The following is a 17,764-nucleotide window of genomic DNA, read 5'->3' as shown; positions in this document are numbered from 1 at the left end:
CTGCGGTATGCTGTGAAGGTATTCACAGAAAAATCCATGAATTAAAAGGGTTTACGTTGCAATTGACCATCGGCTAAACTGCGCGGCGGAGGAGTAGCCCGCTTCCCGTTCGACGGGAGGCGGGGTATGCCGTTCGAGGGATGGCAGACAAGCCAGAGGAGGAACATCCATGACCGATCACCCGAAAGTTGTGCCGCACGCGGCGCCGGGGGACTTCATCGCCAAGGCGCATGTGAACGCCGAAGGCTATGCCAAGATGTATTCCGCTTCGAGCGATGACCCGGATGCGTTCTGGGGCGAGCATGGCAAGCGCCTCGACTGGATCAAGCCCTACACCAAGGTCAAGAACACGACGTTCGACTATGGCAACGTCAGCATCAAGTGGTACGAGGACGGCGTGCTGAACGTCGCCGCGAACTGCATCGACCGGCACCTCGCCACGCGCGGCGACCAGACCGCGATCATCTTCGAGCCGGATGACCCCAAGACCCCCGCGCTGCACATCACCTACCGCGAACTGCACGAGAAGGTGTGCCGGATGGCGAACGTCCTGCTCAGCCAGGGCGTGATGCGCGGCGACCGGGTGATCATCTACCTGCCGATGATCCCGGAAGCGGCCTACGCGATGCTGGCCTGCGCGCGCATCGGCGCGGTGCATTCGGTCGTGTTCGCGGGCTTCTCGCCCGACGCGCTGGCCAACCGCATCAACGACTGCGGCGCCAAGCTGGTGATCACCTCCGACACCGCGCCGCGCGGCGGCAAGCGCACCGCGCTGAAGCACAATACCGATGCGGCCTTGCTGCACTGTTCCGACAAGGTGCGCTGCCTGGTGGTCAAGCATACCGGCGACCAGACGACCTGGATTCAGGGCCGGGACGTCGATGTGAAGGCGCTGATGGACCTTGCAGCACCCGATTGCCCGGTGCGGCCGATGGGCGCGGAAGACCCGCTGTTCATCCTCTACACCTCGGGCTCCACCGGCAAGCCGAAGGGGGTGGTGCACACCTCGGGCGGCTACCTCGTCTATGCGTCGATGACGTTCGAGTACACCTTCGACTACCACGACGGCGACGTGTTCTGGTGCACGGCGGACGTGGGCTGGGTCACCGGGCACAGCTACATCCTGTATGGCCCGCTGGCGAACGGCGCCACCACGGTGATGTTCGAGGGCGTGCCGACCTATCCCGACGCGGGCCGGTTCTGGGAAGTGGTCGCCAAGCACAAGGTGACCCAGTTCTACACCGCGCCGACGGCGATCCGCAGCCTGATGGGGCTGGGGACGGAGTGGCCGGCGAAACACGATCTTTCGTCGCTGAAGCTGCTGGGTTCGGTCGGCGAGCCGATCAACCCCGAGGCATGGCACTGGTACAACGACCATATCGGCAAGGGCCAATGCCCGATCGTCGACACCTTCTGGCAGACCGAAACCGGCGGCCACATGATCACGCCGCTGCCGGGCGCCATCGGCACCAAGCCGGGCGCGGCGACGCTGCCGTTCTTCGGCGTGACGCCGGTCGTGCTGGACGCCGCCACCGGCGCGGTGCAGGGGGGGACCGAGGCCGAGGGCGTGCTTTGCATCGCCGATAGCTGGCCGGGGCAGATGCGCACGCTCTGGGGCGACCACGAGCGGTTCCAGCAGGCCTATTTCGAGCAGTACAAAGGCTATTACTTCACCGGCGACGGTTGTCGGCGGGATGAGGATGGCTATTACTGGATCACCGGCCGGGTCGACGACGTGATCAACGTCTCGGGCCACCGGATGGGCACGGCGGAAGTGGAATCGGCGCTGGTCGCGCATGCCAGGGTGGCCGAGGCCGCCGTGGTGGGCTATCCGCACCCGATCAAGGGGCAGGGCATCTATGCCTATGTCACGCTGATGAATGGCGAGGTGCCCTCGGACGATCTGCGCAAGGAACTGGTGAAGTGGGTGCGCACCGAGATCGGGCCGATCGCTTCGCCCGACCTGATCCAATGGGCGCCGGGGCTGCCGAAGACGCGCTCGGGCAAGATCATGCGCCGCATCCTGCGCAAGATCGCCGAGAACGACTTTGGCGCGCTGGGCGACACCTCGACACTGGCCGACCCCTCGGTGGTGGACGAGCTGATCGCCAACCGCATGAACCGGGCCTGAACCGATGCGCGCAACAGCCACCCCCGCCGTCGTCATCCTTCTCGGCCCTCCGGGCGCCGGGAAGGGCACCCAGGCCCGGATGCTGGAGCAGGACTTCGGCCTCGTCCAGTTGTCCACCGGCGACCTGCTGCGCGCGGCGGTCGCCAAGGGGACGCACGCGGGCCTCGCCGCCAAGGCGGTGATGGAGGCGGGGGGGCTGGTGTCGGACGACATCGTGCTGGAGATCCTGAAGGACCGCATGGCCGAGCCGGATGTGGCCAGGGGCGTCGTGCTCGACGGCTTTCCGCGCACGCGGGGGCAGGCCGAGGCGCTGGACACGCTGCTGGCCGAAACCGGGCAGCGGGTGACGGCGGTGGTGTCGCTGGAGGTGGACGACGCCGCGATGGTGGACCGCATCGCCGGGCGCTACACCTGCGCCACCTGCGGCGAGGGCTATCACGAGACGTTCAAGCTGCCCGCCGTGGCCGGGGTCTGCGACACGTGCGGCGGCACCCAGTTCAAGCACCGGGCCGACGACAAGGCCGAAACGGTGAAGGCGCGACTGGAGGCCTATCACGCCCAGACCGCGCCGCTGATCGCCTATTATGCGGCGCACGGGGTGCTGGACCGGGTCGATGCGATGGGGTCGATCCCGGAGATTCGCGCGGCGCTGGCGCGCGCCTTGGGTGGCGTCAGCGCCTGACGCTTACCTTGCCGGGCCGGTGATGCGGTTGACGTGGCCCATCTTGCGGCCCGGCTTCGCTTCGGCCTTGCCGTAAAGGTGCAATGCGGTCTGGCTTTCGCGGGCCAATCGCGGCACCTCGGCCATATCCTCGCCGATCAGGTTGGTCATCACCACGTCGCTGTGCCGCTTGCCATCGCCCAGCGGCCAGCCCGCGATGGCACGAATGTGCTGCTCGAACTGGTCGACCGCGCAGCCGTTCTGGGTCCAATGGCCCGAGTTGTGCACGCGCGGCGCGATCTCGTTCACCAAGAGGCCGTCCGGCGTCACGAACAGTTCCACCCCCAGCACGCCGACGTAATCGAGCGCGTTCAGGATGCGGGCGGCGATCAGCACCGCATCGCTGCGCTGCGCCGGGCTGAGGCGGGCGGGCACGGTGGTGGTGTGCAGGATGCCCGAACGGTGCACGTTCTCGCCGGGGTCGTAGGCGGCAACCTCGCCGGTCAGGCCACGGGCCGCAATCACGCTGACCTCGCGCTCGAAATTCACGAAGCCTTCCAGCACCGCGGGCGCGCCCATCATCGCGGCCAGCGCGCCGGGCGCATCGGGGGGCGAGGACAGGCGCGCCTGCCCCTTGCCGTCATAGCCAAGCCGGGTGGTTTTCAGGATCGACGGGGTGCAGATGGTGGCCAGTGCGGCCGCCAGATCGGCGACGGAATTCACCGCGTGATAGGGTGCGGTCTGCAACCCGAGGCCGGTGAGGAACTGCTTTTCGGCGATCCGGTCCTGACTGATCGCCAGCGCGCGGCGGTTGGGGCGGATCGGCCGCAACGCCTCGATCTGGTCCAGCGCGGCGGTGGGGACGTTCTCGAATTCATAGGTCACCACATCGACCGAGGCGGCGAAGGCGGCCAAAGCCTGCGCATCCTCATAGGGCGCGGTGGTGACACGGTGCGCCACGTCGGCGGCGGGCGGGTTCGCGCCCGGCTCGTAGATGTGGCAGCGCAAGCCCAGGCGCGCGGCGGCAGCCGAGAGCATCCGGCCCAGTTGCCCACCGCCAAGGATGCCGATGGTGGCGCCGGGCGGCAGCGGCTCAGTCATTCGTGGGTTCCTCGGGGATCGAGGCCGACAGGGCGGCGCGCCAGGCGTCCAGCCGTTCGGCCAGTGCCGGGTCGGTCAGCGCCAGGATGCCCGCCGCCAGCAATCCGGCATTGGCGGCCCCCGCCGCACCGATCGCCATCGTGGCAACCGGGTAGCCGCGCGGCATCTGGACGATGGAGTAAAGGCTGTCCACACCCGCCAGCGCCTTGGTCTGCACCGGCACGCCGATCACCGGCACCCGCGTCTTCGACGCCATCATGCCCGGCAGATGCGCGGCCCCGCCGGCGCCCGCGATGATGACCTTCAGCCCGCGTTCCACCGCCGTCGAGCCATAAGTCCAGAGCCGGTCGGGGGTGCGGTGCGCCGAGACGATCTTCGCCTCGTAGGGCACGCCCAGTTCATCGAGAACGCTTGCCGCCTCGCGCAGCGTCGGCCAGTCGGACTGGCTGCCCATGATAATGCCGACCTCTGCCATCTCCGCCCCCTGCTTCCGAAAGCGCGCACTATAGCCAAGCATGGGGGGCGTGCAATGCGGCTCAGGCGATGATGTCAGGGGTCAGAAGGTCCGACAGCCGCGAAATCTGGTCTTTCAGCGCCAGCTTCTGCTTTTTCAGCCGCCGCAGCGCCAACTGATCGCCCCGACCCGAGGTTTCCAGCACATGGATGGCGTCGTCGAGATCGCGATGCTCGCGGCGGAGCACCTCGAGCTTGATGCGCAGCATCTCTTCGCTGTTGAGTTCCATCGGCGCGTTCATGTCTGCCCTGAGCGGGTGAGTCGCTGGGTGTCAGCCCCGGAAATATAGCGATTTTCGGGGGTTGCGGGAAGAAAACTGATGCGCTGCCGGACCCTTGCATTGCCCGCAATCGCCGCCCATATCTGCGATGGGGCCGCCGGATCGGGGCCTCAAAGCATTGTCGCTTGCTGCAAGGACAGGGCCAGATGAGCAAATTGACGTTCGGATCGCATCCGTTCCTTCTCGGGTTCGAACAGCTTGACCGGCTGGTCGAGCGCACCGCCAAAACGGCGACCGAAGGCTACCCGCCGTTCAACATCGAGCAATCGTCGGACAACGCTTACCGCATCACGCTGGCGGTGGCGGGGTTCCGCGAGGCCGAGTTGTCGATCACCGTGGAAGACCGCCAACTGGTGATCCGCGGTCGGCAGGAGGATGACGGCGAGGGCCGCATCTACCTGCATCGCGGCATCGCCGGTCGCGCGTTCCAGCGCAGTTTCGTGCTGGCCGAAGGTGTCGAAGTGGCCGGGGCGATGCTGGAAAACGGTCTGCTTCATGTCGATCTGCACCGCTCGATCCCCGAGCCGGTCGTGCAGACGATCAAAATCTCGAAAGCCTGAGGAGGGTTCGATGGACGCGAAATTCGATTTTGGCCCCGAGGCGGGGCAACGCATTGTCTATGTGCTGCCGGTCGCGGTGACCTCGCTGCCCGATGAGGTGCGCGCGCAACTGCCGGGGCTCGACACGCTTTACGCCGTGCATGGCGCCGATGGCGAGCGGCTGGCGCTGGTGCGCGACCGCGCGCTGGCCTTCGCGCTGGCGCGCCAGAACGACATGGCGCCGGTGAACGCCCACTGACGGCGTCGCGCGCGGCGGCCCGTGCCGGGGGGCTGTGTGCCCCCCGGACCCCCCGAGGATATTTGGGAACGGAAGATGAGGGCGCCGGGGCGCGCCCCTCAGGCCGAGATCAGGCCCATCTGTTCGAGCTTCAGCAAGACCTGATGCGCGCAGGTATCGACGTCGAGGCTCTCGGTGTCGAGCAGCAGTTCGGGCGCGGTCGGTGCTTCGTAGGGGTCTGAAATCCCGGTGAATTCCTTGATCTTGCCTTCACGGGCGAGCTTGTAGAGCCCCTTGCGGTCGCGGCGCTCGCATTCCTCGATCGAGGTGGCGACGTGCACTTCGATGAAGGCGCCGAAAGCCTCGACCATCTCGCGCACTGCGCGGCGGGTCGAGGTGTAGGGCGCGATCGGGGCGCAGAGCGCGATGCCGCCGTTCTTGGTGATCTCGGAGGCGACATAGCCGATGCGGCGGATGTTGATGTCGCGGTGCTCTTTCGAGAAGCCAAGCTCTGACGACAGATGCTTGCGCACCACGTCGCCATCGAGCAGCGTCACCGGGCGGCCGCCCATTTCCATCAGCTTGACCATCAGCGCGTTGGCGATGGTGGATTTCCCCGAGCCCGAAAAGCCGGTGAAGAACACCGTGAAGCCCTGCTTGTTGCGCGCGGGCGAGGTGCGGCGAAGCTGGGTGACGACTTCGGGGAACGAGAACCAGTCCGGGATCTCCAGCCCTTCGCGCAGGCGGCGGCGCAGTTCGGTGCCCGAGATGTCGAGCACCGTCGTGCCTTCGGGCACCTCGTCGATCGGGAAGTACTGCGCGCGTTCCTGGACGTAGACCATCTGCTTGAAGTCGACCATCTCGATGCCGATTTCGGCCTGATGCTGGCGCACCAGTTCCTGCGCGTCATAGGGGCCATAGAAATCCTGGCCCTGGCTGTTCTTGCCGGGGCCGGCATGGTCGCGGCCGATGATGAAGTGGGTCAGGCCGTGGTTGCGGCGGATCATCGCGTGCCACACCGCCTCGCGCGGGCCGGCCATCCGCATGGCGAGGTTCAGCAGGCTGAGGTGGGTGGTCGAGGCCGGGTATTTGTCCAGCACCGCCTCGTAGCAGCGCACGCGGGTGAAGTGGTCGACATCGCCCGGTTTGGTCATGCCGACGACCGGGTGGATCAGCAGGTTGGCCTGCGCCTCTTTCGCGGCGCGGAAGGTCAGTTCCTGGTGCGCGCGGTGCAACGGGTTGCGGGTCTGGAACGCCACGATGCGGCGCCAGCCAAGCTTGCGGAAGTAGGCGCGCAACTCGTTCGGGGTGTCGCGGCGGGCGCGGAAGTCGTAGTGTACCGGCTGCTGGATGCCGGTGATCGGGCCGCCGAGGTAGACCTTGCCCGCCGTGTGGTGCAGGTAGTTCACCGCCGGGTGGGCGAGGTCATTGGCACCGTAGACCTTTTCGGCCTCGCGGTCCTTGTTGGGCAGCCATTTGTCGGTGACCGAGAGGATGGCGAGGATCACGCCTTCGGCGTCGCGCAGCGCGATGTCCTGCCCCGGTTCGACGCCCTCGGCGAACTTGTCGGAGACGTCGAGGGTGATCGGCATCGGCCAGAGGCCGTCATCGGCCAGGCGCATGTTTTCGACCACGCCGTCATAGTCTTCCTCGGTCAGGAAGCCCTTGAGCGGGTGAAATCCGCCGTTCATCAGGAGTTCCAGATCGCAAACCTGGCGCGCGGTCAGATCCCACGATGGCAGGTTGCCCGCCTCGGCCTTCAGCTTCTGCGCCGAGTCGGAGGAGACGTAGAGTTCTGGGATCGGGGCGAGGTTCGAAATGGGCATGGGCAATCTCGGCTTTCTATCGGTTTCGCGGTCATGGCGGCAGCGGGTGGCCCCGCCTGTCGCGCGCGGCTTTAGCGCGCAAATGTGGCGAAACTCAAGCCGCAGCGCAGCAAATCCGGCAAAAACGGAAGAAATGCCACAGTCTTGCGCGGGCGGCGGACGTTATTCCGCCGCCTGCCGGGCGTCCTTGTCCGATTGTTCCTGCAACCAATGTTCGGCGTCGAGGGCAGCCATGCAGCCCATGCCGGCACTCGTGACCGCCTGACGATAGACATGGTCGGTCAGGTCGCCCGCCGCGAAGACGCCGGGGATTGAGGTGCGGGTGGAGCCGGGTTCGACCTTCACATAACCGCCGTGGTGCAGGTCCAACTGACCGTTCACCAACTCGGACGCCGGGGCGTGACCGATGGCGACAAAGAAGCCGTCGCAGGGGATCACGCTTTCCGCGCCGGTCTGCGTGTCCTTCACGCGCACGCCGGTGACGCCTGCGGGGGCCTCGGTGCCCAGGATTTCCGCGATCGTCTTGTTCCAGACAAAGGCGATCGTGGGGTTGGCGCGCGCGCGATGTTCGAGGATCTTCTCGCAGCGCAGGCTGTCGCGGCGGTGGACCAGCGTCACCTTGGTGGCGAAGTTGGTCAGGAACAGCGCCTCTTCCACCGCCGTGTTGCCGCCGCCAACCACCACGACCTCGCGGCCGCGGTAGAAGAAGCCATCACAGGTGGCGCAGGCCGAGACGCCGAAGCCCTTGAATTTCTCCTCGGACGGGATGCCGAGCCATTTCGCCTGCGCCCCGGTGGCCAGCACCACGGCATCGGCGGTGTAGGTGGTGCCACTGTCGCCCCGGGCGGTGAAGGGGCGGCGCGACAGGTCGAGCGACAGGATGATGTCGCCGATGATTTCGGTGCCCATCGCCTTGGCGTGGGCCTCCATCCGCACCATCAGGTCGGGGCCCTGCACTTCGGTATCGCCGGGCCAGTTCTCGACTTCGGTGGTGATGGTCAACTGGCCGCCTGGCTGGATGCCCTGCACCAGCAGCGGGTTCAGCATGGCGCGCGAGGCGTAGACGGCGGCGGTATACCCGGCCGGCCCCGAGCCGATGATCAGTAGCCGCGTGTGCCGTGTGTCGCCCATGATCCGCCCTCGCATTCCGCTGTCCGTCCCGATATAGGGCGGGCGCGGGACGACGGGAACCCCCTGCGGCGCGCTACGCGGCGGCTTGGACGGTGGCGGCTTGCCGCGTCAAGATGTTGCGCGGTCTTGAAACAATATTGCGCAGGGCCGCCCGATTGCATAAGTTCCGTTTGAACAAGAGGGGATGACATGGCGGGTTCCAAACTCGATCCGATCGACCGCAAGATTCTGGCGGAATTGCAGGCCGACGGGCGGATGACCAATGTCGAACTGGCCAAGCGCGTCGGGATCTCGGCGCCGCCCTGCCTGCGCCGCGTGCGCACGCTGGAGGAGGCGGGCTACATCCGCGGCTACCACGCCGACATCAACCCGCGCGAACTGGGGTTCGAGGTGCAGGTGTTCGCCATGGTGCGGCTGCATTCGCAGGCCGAGGCCGACCTGTCGGCCTTTGAACGGCGCTGCCGCGAATGGCCGCTGGTGCGCGAGTGTCACATGCTGAACGGCGAGATCGACTTCATCCTGAAATGCGTGGCGCCCGACCTGTCGACCTTCCAGAACTTCCTCACCGAGGGTCTGACCTCGGCCGACAACGTCGCCTCGGTCAAGACGAGCCTGGTGATCCGCTGCGCCAAGGATCAGCCGGGTGTGCCGTTCGACGTGCTGGAAGAACGGGTCAACCGGAACGCCTGACCGCTGCCGTCAGGCGGCGGCGATGCCGTCTTTCGGCCCGGCAGGGTCGCGCGCCCGGCGCGGCGGGCCGATTTCTTCCAGCAGGGTGCTGTTCGGCAACATCGTCATGAACAGCGCCAGCTGGTCGGCCGACAGGGCCGACGCCTGCACCGGATCGGGCGCATAGCTGCGCAGTGCCACGCCGTTCGCCAGCAGGGTATGACAGCCCGACAGACATATGTTGTAGGCGGTGACGGGCGCGATCGGGGTCAGTTCGATCACCGCTTCGCCATCGACAAGATCGTCGGCGCGCAGGAAATCGGCGGCGCGCGGCGACCAGATGCGGGCGTCGGGACCAAGCAGCAGATCCTGCATCGGGCGGCCATAGCCCAGCGCATCGGCGGTCATGCGCAGCAGCCGGTCGGGGCGGCCGGACAGGTCGCGGCGCTGCGGATAAAGCGTCAGGCTGCCCTTCCAGAGCAGCGGTAGCGGGCCGTCCTCGGCGGTATCGACGTGATCGCCGGGCAGCAGGTCTTCGACGGCGACGGGCCCGCCGGGCGTCGCCAGCAGCGTGCTGCGGGCCATCGCGCTGAAGGCGGATTCGAAGAACGGAATCGCCGGGGCAAGGCGGTTGATCTCGATCAGTTGCCCGCCCTCGTCGAGACAGACGGCCTCATAGCGCCGCAGCATCGCCTTGGCGCGCGGGCGGGCCTCGGCCGCCGCGTCCGAGGATCGGGGCTCGGCGGTACGCTGCACCATCGGCAGCCCGCCACGGGGGAACTTGGTCATGCGATCAGCCTTTCGGGTCTGGTCACATCTGCTCCGGCCCCCACCGAAGGTGCAGAGGGACACTCTTGCCGTTCCAGCACGGCACAGGACGAGAAACGAGTCAATTCCGGCAGCGGATTGGTGGTGGCCTGCCGGGCAATGATTGCGCTGTGCGCATCACTGTTTCCGTGGCCGCGCCGCGCGCGCAACCTGACCGTGCAGGCCCGCGCGGAGACACGAATCGGCAGGTCCGCGCCCCGTTTCGGCCGGGTCCACGGGGCCGGGCAACCGCGTTCTGCGGCCGCACGGCGATCGTCAGCGATGGGGCGGACGGGGCTCAACGGGCCGCCGCGGCCGCCTTGCGGGCCTTCGGCGCGGCCTTCAGGGCCTCGGGCATCCGGCGCTCGCCGCGCTGCCACGGCATCGCGGCTGCGGGCTCGGCGCTTGCGGCGATTGCGGATTTCAACCAGCGGCGATCCTTCTTCATCTTTCGGCTCCCTCTGCTTTGCGTCCGGCCCGGCGCGGGCCTTCTGATGACGTCAGGGTCACCCCACAATCGGGCAGCCCAAAGGCGCGGCAGAGGTTTTTCAGGGTGATGTCGCGGCGAAAATGAGGCGCGCGGGGCGTCGTGGTTAAAGCCGGATGATCGAGATCAGGCGGCCGTAATCGGCCTCGCCGGCGCGGGTGGTGCGGCGGAACGAGTAGAACCGTTCGGGCTGGCGAAAGGTGCAGTGGCCCGTCCATTCCGCGTGGCCGATGCCCGCCGCGCGCAGCCGGTGCAGCCCGAAGGCGGGCAGGTCGAACATCACCCGGTCGCCCTTGCCGCCCGCGAAGAACCGCCCGTTTTCGGGGTCGTCGGCGAGGAAGGTATCGAGGAACTCGGGGCCGACCTCATAGGCGGCCTGGCTGATGGTCGGGCCGATCACCGCCACGGTATCCTGTCGACGGGCGCCGATCGCCTCCATCGCGTCCAGCGTCGCCTCCAGCACCCCCGACAGCGTGCCGCGCCAGCCCGCGTGGGCCGCGCCGATGACGCGGGCCTGACGGTCGGCGAACAGCACCGGCTGGCAATCGGCGGTCAGGATGGCAAGGCCAAGGCCGGGCGTGCGCGTGACCATCGCGTCGGCGCGCGCCCGTTCGGCCGGGACCGAGTCGAGCGTCACCACATCGGCGGAATGGACCTGATTGACCGTCACCAGATGCGCGACGCCCAGCCCCATCGCCGCCGCCGCGCGTTCGCGGTTGATCGCCACGACGGCGGACTGATCCGTCGATCCGGTGCCGCAGTTCAGGCCCTGGAACACGCCCGACGAGGCCCCGCCCTTGCGGGTGAAGAACCCGTGGCGGATCGGGGCGAGGCTGTCCGAGGTCAGGATTTCCAGCGTCATCGGGCGAATCCGGGCGGGGGGGGCGTGTCTTTGGGGTGCAAGGCGAGCGTCTTGAACACCGTTCCCATTTCCTCGGGGTGGGTCAAGCGGCGATGTGCGGCGACATGCGCCTCCAGCGCCGTGCCGGTCAGCGGGCGGGCCAGCGCGCGGGCGCGGTCGGTGATGCCGAGGTGTTCGAGCCAGACGCCCTGCGGGATCAGGGCGGTGTGGGCCAGCGTCGGCGCCGCGCGGGCGAGCGCCTCGAAATCGACATGGGCGGTCAGGTCGGCCTGACCGGGCGCGGCCAGCGGGTCGGCATAGCCGTGGCGGCTGAGCGCCTGAAGCGTGTCGCCCAGCGAATGCCAGCCGCCGTAATCGACGATCACCGCCGCGCCGCCGTGGCGGGCGATGCGGTCGGCGATCGCCGCGATGATCGGCGCGGCGGCGGGGCAGATCTCGACGATGTCACCCGCGCGGGTATCGGCCAGCCGGTGCGCCAGCGCGCCGTAGCTGGTCGCGGCGGCAAGGCCGAAGGTCAGCGCGCCGTCGGCAAGGCCGATGACCCGCTCGCGCCAGCCCTGCGGATCGCGCTGGAACTGGCGAATCGGCAGGGCGTCGAAGAACTCGTTGGCGATCAGGTAAAGCGGCGCCTCGGGCAGATCCTGCACCGTGTCGCACCAGGTCACGTCGAAGCGGGCCAGCGTCTCGCGCTGGCGGGCGCTCAGCACCGGCGAAGCCTCGATCAGGTGGATGCGGATCGCGTCGTGAAAGCCGGGCACGCCGCGCGTGGCGCGCAGCAGATCGGCCATCAGGGTGCCCCGGCCGGGGCCCGGTTCGGCCAACGTCACCCGCGGCGGGCGGCCCTGATCGAGCCAGGCCCCGGCGAGGCACAGCCCCGCCAGTTCGCCAAACATCTGGCTGATCTCGGGCGCGGTGGTGAAATCGCCCTGCACCCCGAACGGATCGCGGGTGGAATAATAGCCGTGCTCGGGGTGCAGCAGGCACTCGGCCATGTAGTCGGCCACGGTGATCGGCCCGGTCGCCGCGATGCGTCGCTTCAGGGTTTCGGCCAGCGCCGTCACACGCGCGCCCTTCGCACCGTCCACCAGACCATTGCCAGCCCGATGGCGATCATCGGCAGCGACAGCACCTGCCCCATGCTGAAGCCGCCCAGCGCGCCGAACCGGATCACGTTGCCGGCCGGATCGGTGGCGGTGATGAACTGCGCGTCGGCCTGCCGGAAGAACTCGACGATAAAACGCGCCAGCCCGTAACCCGCGAAGAACACCCCGGTCAGGCGGCCGGGATATTTCAGCCAGCCGCGCCGCCAGGCCAGCCACAGCACCAGCGCACCGAGGATCAGCCCCTCCATCCCCGCCTCGTAAAGCTGCGAGGGGTGGCGGGTGCAGATCGTCAGCCAGTCGGGGCCGCAATCCTGTGCTGCGGTGCCGGGAAAGGCCACCGCCCAGGGCATGTGGCTGGGTCGGCCCCACAGTTCGGCGTTGATGAAGTTGGCGATGCGGCCCAGCATCAGGCCGGGCGGCGCTGCCACGGCCGCCACATCGGCGGCCGACAGCAGCGCGATCTCCTGTGCCCGGCAGTAGATCACCAGCGCCAGCATGACACCGATGAAGCCGCCGTGAAACGACATGCCACCGTGCCAGACCTGCAAGATCAGCAGCGGGTTCGCGATATAATAGGCGAGGTCGTAGAACAGCACATAGCCGACACGGCCCCCCAGCACGACGCCGAGGATCACCCAGGTCATCAGGTCTTCGATCTGCTTGGCACTCATCGGCGCGGTGTCGCCGGGCCAGAGCCGGGGCGCATGGATCAGCCCAAGCGCGATGCGCCAGCCGATCAACAGGCCGGTGATATAGGCCAGCGCATACCAGCGCAGCGCGATGGCATAGCCGCCGATGGTGACCGAAAACACCTCGGGCGAGATGTCGGGGAAGGGGATGTAGCCGTGCATGGTGTCTCCTCGCGTCGATACCTGCCTTGGCGGCTGCGGCGAAGTCAACCTTGTGCCGCGCCGCGGCCGCGCCATATAAGGCGAACGTGACCCCGGCAGGAGGCGCCGATGCAGACCCGCAACAAGATGTTCGACGATATCTCGAAACTGATGACCAACGCGATGGGCGTGGCCCAGGGTGCCAAGACCGAGGCCGAGACCGCGATGAAGGGCTGGATCGACCGCTGGCTGGCCGATCGCGACTTTGTCACCCGCGAGGAATTCGACGCGGTGCGGGCGATGGCGCAGAAGGCGCGCGAGGAAAACGAGGCGCTGAAGACCCGCATCGCCGCGCTTGAGGCTGGCGCGAAGGGCTGAGCCCCGCCTGACGCCCCGCCTGACGCCGCGCCTGACGACGCAAAAGCCGGTCGCAGTCGCGTGATCCCGCGCCTTTCAGGGTTGCCAATGCAGGGCATGTATTCCTAAGTCGGAATGCGATTCCCGCGGCGACGACCGGGCCCCGACATGACGATGATCCATCGGCCTTTCCGCCTTCCCCGGGCGCGCGGCGCGGCGCGGGCTTTGCGGTTGCGCTACACCGAGTTGCGGCGATCGCTCCGCAACTTCGAACTGGGCCTGATCGCGCTGTCGGTGCTGGTCGGGGGGGTGGTCGGGCTGGTCACCTACGGGTTGCGCGAGCTTGTCTACTTTCTGCACCAGGTCGATTTCAATCTGATCCCCGGCTCGTATCTGAGCGCGCAGACGCATGTTGACCTTTACCGGCTGTTGCTTGTGCCCGCGATTGGCGGGCTGATCCTGGGCGGCGTCACGCTGGTCGCGCACCGCATCCGGCCAACCGAGATCATCGACCCGATCGAGGCGAACGCGCTTTACGGCGGGCAACTCAGCTTGCGCGATTCGGCGCGGCTGACCGGGCTGACCGTCATCTCCAATGCCTGCGGCGCGTCGGTCGGCATGGAAGCGGGCTACAGCCAGATGGGCGCGGGGATCTTCGCCAAGGTGGGGGATTACTTCCACCTGCGGCGCGAGGATCAGCGCACGATGGTGACGGCGGGCGCCGCGGCGGCGATCGCGGCGGCCTTCAACGCGCCGCTGAGCGGGGCGTTCTACGGCTTCGAACTGATTCACGGCAGCTACAGTTCGCGCCTGTTGGCGCCGGTGACGGCGGCTTGCCTTGCTGCCGTGCTGGTGGTGCGCGCGTTCGGCACCGATGCGCCGCTGTTCGAGGTCATGGGCACCTTTGCCGTGCCGCACGTCCATTATGCGCTGTTCTGCCTGCTGGGGCTGCTCGCCGGGGGCATCGGCATCCTGACCATGCGCAGCGCCACCTGGGTCGAGCGCATTCTGCGCGCGTCCGGGCTTCCGGTCTGGGCGCGCCCGGCGATCGGCGGCCTGGCGCTCAGCGCGGTCGCCCTCGGCTCGCCGCAGGTGCTGGGCAGCGGCCACGGCGCGATCCAGTGGCATCTGGAAACACACTGGGAACTGTTGCCGCTGCTGTTGCTGCTGGTCGGCAAGGTCGCCGGCTCGGCCATTTCGCTGGGCGCCAGCTTCCGGGGCGGGCTGTTCAGCTCGTCGCTGTTCATCGGCGCGCTGCTCGGTGCGGTCTTCGTGCAGGCGATCGGGCTGTTCGACCCGGCCTTCTTGCCCGAGCGGACCTCGTTCATGCTGGTCGGCATGGGCGCGACCGGGGCGGCGATCATCGGGGCGCCCTTCACCTTCGTCTTCCTCGTGCTGGAAGCGACCGGGGACTTTCCGATCACTGTCGGCACCCTGATGGGCGTGCTGATCGCGGCGACGACGGTGCGGCTGACCTTCGGCTACAGCTTCTCGACCTGGCGGTTCCACCTGCGCGGGCTGCCGCTGCGGGGGGGCCACGATATCGGCTGGATCGCCGACCTGACCGCCGGGCGGCTGATGCGGTCCGACGTGCGCACGGTGCCGGTGTCGATGCCGCTGGAACGGCTGCGCGACCTGGTGCCGCTGGGCAGCAAGAAGTGGATCTTCGCGGTGACCGACGCGGGCCACTACGCCGGGATGATCGACGTTGCCGCCGCGCATGATCCCGATATCACCGAGATGGTGCCGCACCTCGTTGCCGCCGACCTGACGACCTGCCGCGGCTGCTACATGCTGCCCGGCGACGACATCCGCACGATCCTGAAGAAGTTCGGCGCGGCGCAGGCCGAAACCCTGCCGGTGGTCGCCGCGGCCGACGCGCCGCGCATCCTCGGCTCGGTGTCCGAGGGCTTCTGCCTGAAGCGCTACACCCAGGAACTGGAACGCCGCCGCAGCGACGAGTTGGGAATGCCGGGTCTCTGACCCATATCGCCATGCAGAGGTGACGGCCAAGACGGAGCCCAAGGCGGAGCCCAAGACGGAACGTTGGCGCGCCACGGCGGATCGATCACGGAAAACGTGATCACCCACAGGTTGCAATGCAACCCGAAGTGGTGCCTTCTTGGGCGCGATAGCCGCGAAGGTGCAAGCCTTCGCCCCGAACAATCATCGGCAACACTCTCGCGAAAAGCGAAGCATACAGGCAGGAGACAGACCAAATGGTCATCGCTCTGGTCCTCTTGGGGACGTTGTGTGGGTACCTGGTGGGCGGTTTCGTGCTGTGGTCGACGGGCAGCCTGTCCTCGGGTGTGCTGGCCGGGGTCGTGTCCGGCATCCTCGTGATGCTCTTCGCCGCCGTCGCCCGGGCCCTGCCCGCGCGCCTTGACGCCCGGAGGCGGGGCCGCGCCGCGAAGGAGGCTGCCTGCCCGGCGTCAGCCGTCCCGAACCACATCCCCTGACGCGACGCATGCGGCGCCGCCCGCCCTCATCCGGCGGTGCCGAACGCGACACCATGTCTGCGGCATGGTCGTGCCGGCACCCTGCGCAGGTTCTGGTGGCGATGTGCGTTGACACCAGAACCTGCACAAAGCCGGGATCAGGTGGGGGCATCTGGGAACAGGTGAAAAAGGCCGTGCAAGCAGGGAGTTAACAGGGCAGATGGCATTGAGAACCGAGAGGCGCGGTTGTCATGCAGAAAAGGGAAAATAGGCCCTAAATGGTGAAGGCGGGGACAAACAGGACGATCCGAGAGCGCACCGGATCATACCGTTTAAGGCATTGAAGTGGCGGTATAAAAGGGCGGAGACGGACCGAGATGAGGCTGCTCGACGGCGTTTTCAGGGGAGCCGAACTGGGAACAGGAGCGCCAAGTTGGAAATCCAGTTCCCAGAACGGGAATAGCGCTTTAGTAATATGGACTTAGGGTATTCTGACCCCAACCAAACCGGGCACCGAACTGGGAACTGATTTCCCCGGAAATGCACCGAATCCGGCTCAAGCAGACGGCGCGGTTGCCACCAGCAACTCCGCTCGGGCGTCCCGCCGATCGTTCGCCTTGCCAACCGTGTAGACCGTGCTGACCTCGGTCATTTCGAACCCGGCGAAGATCTCGCGCACCTCCGCCACATCGTTGATCGACAGCAGGAACCGCCCCTTGATCCGGCGCAGCTGCTCGGCCATCCGCGTGAAATCCTCCCGCGCGAACATCGACTTGCCATAATCGCCCTCGCAGCCCCAGTAGGGCGGATCGAGGTAGAAGAGAGTGCCCGGGCCCGTCATAGCGGTCGATGAAGCTGCCGAAGTCCAGGCACTCGATCACCACGCCAGAGAAGCGGGTGTGCAGATCCTCGAGCATCGGCTCCAGCGTGGTCAGGTTGAACCGGCCGGGGCGGTCCTTCGCCACGCCGAAATTGCGCCCCGAGACCTTGCCGCCGAAGGCTGTGCGCTGAAGGTAGAGGAAACGCGCCGCGCGCTCCAGGTCGGTCAGGGTCTCGGGATTCGTGTCGACCAGGCGGTTGAACTCGGCCCGCGTCGTCAACTGAAACCGCAGGACCTCAATGAACTGCGGATAGTGCCGCTGCAGGATGCGGAACAGGTTCGAGACGTCGCGGCCATAGTCGTTGATCACTTCGCAGTGCGGCCGCGTCGAGCGGCGCAGGAAAATCCCGCCCATTCCGATGAACGGCTCGGCATAGGTCGTGCACGGCGTCGCATCGATGATCGCACAGATCCTCTTGGCGAGGTTCCGTTTGCCGCCAAGCCAGGGTGCAACGGGAGAGACCGCTGAAACCAGTGTTGAATCATCGTTCATGTGGGTGTCCCGAGGCTGCTCGTCTACAAGGAACATAGCATGAACAACAGAGGAGATCACCCCGCAAGAAACCTGAGGAACGTCTGAAAAACCTCCCGCTTTCGGCGTGATCTGGTAGACTTGGGCAAGCCTCCAGGGAGCCCTGCCGATGTCGAAACAGCCCGCCTTTCCCGGTCTTCGCGACGCGATGAAGAAGAAGCAGACACGGCGTGAGCAGTTCCTGGCGGAGATGGATGCGGTGGTGCCATGGGGTCGCCTTATGGCGCTGATCGCGCCGCATTACCCCAAGGCCGGGCCGAAGGGTGGCCGCCCACCGATGCCGCTGGAGAGGATGCTGCGGGTTTACTTTCTCCAGAACTGGTATTGCTTAAGCGACCCGATGGCGGAAGAGACGCTGTATGACAGTGAGGCGATGCG

The 17,764-nt window shown here is 67.1% G+C and carries 19 protein-coding genes and 1 pseudogene; 9 read left to right on the top strand and 11 right to left on the bottom strand.

What is annotated here, in order from left to right; genetic code table 11:
• Positions 1-169 precede the first annotated feature (169 nt).
• Positions 170-2,131 (top strand): acetate--CoA ligase, encoded by a 1,962-nt coding sequence (gene acs, locus AC11WY_RS14650; RefSeq protein WP_482926776.1) that lies wholly within the window; start codon positions 170-172, stop codon positions 2,129-2,131.
• Positions 2,132-2,135: 4 nt separating this feature from the next.
• Complete coding sequence (locus AC11WY_RS14645; RefSeq protein WP_482926774.1) at positions 2,136-2,813, top strand: adenylate kinase; 678 nt, start codon at positions 2,136-2,138, stop codon at positions 2,811-2,813.
• Between the two features lie 3 nt (positions 2,814-2,816).
• On the opposite strand, the gene AC11WY_RS14640 is transcribed toward AC11WY_RS14645, so the two are convergent.
• The 3 genes from AC11WY_RS14640 to AC11WY_RS14630 form a co-directional block, all read right to left on the bottom strand.
• Entirely contained in the window at positions 2,817-3,893 is a 1,077-nt protein-coding gene (locus tag AC11WY_RS14640) for a 5-(carboxyamino)imidazole ribonucleotide synthase (protein ID WP_482926772.1), read from the bottom strand.
• Complete coding sequence (gene purE, locus AC11WY_RS14635) at positions 3,886-4,368, bottom strand: 5-(carboxyamino)imidazole ribonucleotide mutase (RefSeq protein ID WP_482926770.1); 483 nt, start codon at positions 4,366-4,368, stop codon at positions 3,886-3,888. Before purE ends, AC11WY_RS14640 begins: the two co-directional genes overlap by 8 nt.
• Before the next feature lie 61 nt (positions 4,369-4,429).
• On the bottom strand, positions 4,430-4,648 hold the full coding sequence (locus tag AC11WY_RS14630) for a YdcH family protein (RefSeq protein ID WP_482926768.1): 219 nt from the start codon (positions 4,646-4,648) through the stop codon (positions 4,430-4,432).
• A gap of 185 nt (positions 4,649-4,833) precedes the next feature.
• On the opposite strand from AC11WY_RS14630, the gene AC11WY_RS14625 reads away from it, so the two are divergent.
• Positions 4,834-5,247, top strand: a complete 414-nt coding sequence (locus AC11WY_RS14625) for an Hsp20 family protein (protein ID WP_482926766.1) — start codon at positions 4,834-4,836, stop codon at positions 5,245-5,247.
• 10 nt (positions 5,248-5,257) lie between these two features.
• The gene (locus tag AC11WY_RS14620) at positions 5,258-5,485 is read left to right on the top strand and encodes a DUF1150 family protein (protein ID WP_482926764.1); all 228 of its coding nucleotides are present in this window, start codon (positions 5,258-5,260) and stop codon (positions 5,483-5,485) included.
• Positions 5,486-5,583: 98 nt separating this feature from the next.
• Here the strand turns inward: AC11WY_RS14620 and AC11WY_RS14615 are convergent, their stop codons facing one another.
• Together AC11WY_RS14615 and trxB are read right to left on the bottom strand one after the other, a co-directional pair.
• Positions 5,584-7,290 carry a bifunctional sulfate adenylyltransferase/adenylylsulfate kinase gene (locus tag AC11WY_RS14615; RefSeq protein ID WP_482926762.1) on the bottom strand — a complete coding sequence of 569 codons (1,707 nt, stop codon included), beginning with the start codon at positions 7,288-7,290 and terminating at the stop codon, positions 5,584-5,586.
• 162 nt (positions 7,291-7,452) lie between these two features.
• Entirely contained in the window at positions 7,453-8,436 is a 984-nt protein-coding gene (trxB, locus tag AC11WY_RS14610; RefSeq protein WP_482926760.1) for a thioredoxin-disulfide reductase, read from the bottom strand.
• A gap of 174 nt (positions 8,437-8,610) precedes the next feature.
• Between trxB and AC11WY_RS14605 the strand changes: the two genes are divergently transcribed.
• Positions 8,611-9,111, top strand: coding sequence for an Lrp/AsnC family transcriptional regulator (locus tag AC11WY_RS14605; protein ID WP_482926758.1), 501 nt, complete (start codon positions 8,611-8,613; stop codon positions 9,109-9,111).
• Between the two features lie 9 nt (positions 9,112-9,120).
• Here the strand turns inward: AC11WY_RS14605 and AC11WY_RS14600 are convergent, their stop codons facing one another.
• The 5 genes from AC11WY_RS14600 to lgt all read right to left on the bottom strand — a co-directional run bounded on the left by AC11WY_RS14600 (position 9,121) and on the right by lgt (position 13,200).
• Entirely contained in the window at positions 9,121-9,879 is a 759-nt protein-coding gene (locus tag AC11WY_RS14600; protein WP_482926756.1) for a Hint domain-containing protein, read from the bottom strand.
• Between the two features lie 316 nt (positions 9,880-10,195).
• Complete coding sequence (locus AC11WY_RS14595) at positions 10,196-10,345, bottom strand: hypothetical protein (RefSeq protein WP_482926754.1); 150 nt, start codon at positions 10,343-10,345, stop codon at positions 10,196-10,198.
• A 145-nt stretch (positions 10,346-10,490) separates the two neighbouring features.
• Positions 10,491-11,246 (bottom strand): peptidoglycan editing factor PgeF, encoded by a 756-nt coding sequence (gene pgeF / locus AC11WY_RS14590; protein ID WP_482926752.1) that lies wholly within the window; start codon positions 11,244-11,246, stop codon positions 10,491-10,493.
• Positions 11,243-12,307, bottom strand: a complete 1,065-nt coding sequence (locus AC11WY_RS14585) for a class I SAM-dependent methyltransferase (protein WP_482926807.1) — start codon at positions 12,305-12,307, stop codon at positions 11,243-11,245. Before AC11WY_RS14585 ends, pgeF begins: the two co-directional genes overlap by 4 nt.
• On the bottom strand, positions 12,304-13,200 hold the full coding sequence (gene lgt / locus AC11WY_RS14580; protein WP_482926750.1) for a prolipoprotein diacylglyceryl transferase: 897 nt from the start codon (positions 13,198-13,200) through the stop codon (positions 12,304-12,306). Before lgt ends, AC11WY_RS14585 begins: the two co-directional genes overlap by 4 nt.
• 108 nt (positions 13,201-13,308) lie before the next feature.
• On the opposite strand from lgt, the gene AC11WY_RS14575 reads away from it, so the two are divergent.
• The 3 genes from AC11WY_RS14575 (at position 13,309) to AC11WY_RS14565 (ending at position 15,995) form a co-directional block, all read left to right on the top strand.
• Positions 13,309-13,557 carry an accessory factor UbiK family protein gene (locus AC11WY_RS14575; protein WP_482926748.1) on the top strand — a complete coding sequence of 83 codons (249 nt, stop codon included), beginning with the start codon at positions 13,309-13,311 and terminating at the stop codon, positions 13,555-13,557.
• Between the two features lie 147 nt (positions 13,558-13,704).
• Positions 13,705-15,519 (top strand): chloride channel protein, encoded by a 1,815-nt coding sequence (locus tag AC11WY_RS14570; RefSeq protein WP_482926746.1) that lies wholly within the window; start codon positions 13,705-13,707, stop codon positions 15,517-15,519.
• Between the two features lie 236 nt (positions 15,520-15,755).
• Positions 15,756-15,995, top strand: a complete 240-nt coding sequence (locus AC11WY_RS14565) for a hypothetical protein (protein ID WP_482926744.1) — start codon at positions 15,756-15,758, stop codon at positions 15,993-15,995.
• A 535-nt stretch (positions 15,996-16,530) separates the two neighbouring features.
• On the opposite strand, the pseudogene AC11WY_RS14560 reads toward AC11WY_RS14565, so the two are convergent.
• Positions 16,531-17,347 (bottom strand): annotated as a pseudogene (locus AC11WY_RS14560) (DNA adenine methylase).
• Positions 17,348-17,495: 148 nt separating this feature from the next.
• On the opposite strand from AC11WY_RS14560, the gene AC11WY_RS14555 reads away from it, so the two are divergent.
• Positions 17,496-17,764 (top strand): transposase (locus AC11WY_RS14555; protein ID WP_482926742.1); only part of this gene is annotated, 269 nt, incomplete at its 3' end.

The organism is Solirhodobacter sp. (assembly GCF_964715405.1).
This window is presented reverse-complemented; position numbering and strand designations above follow the sequence as displayed.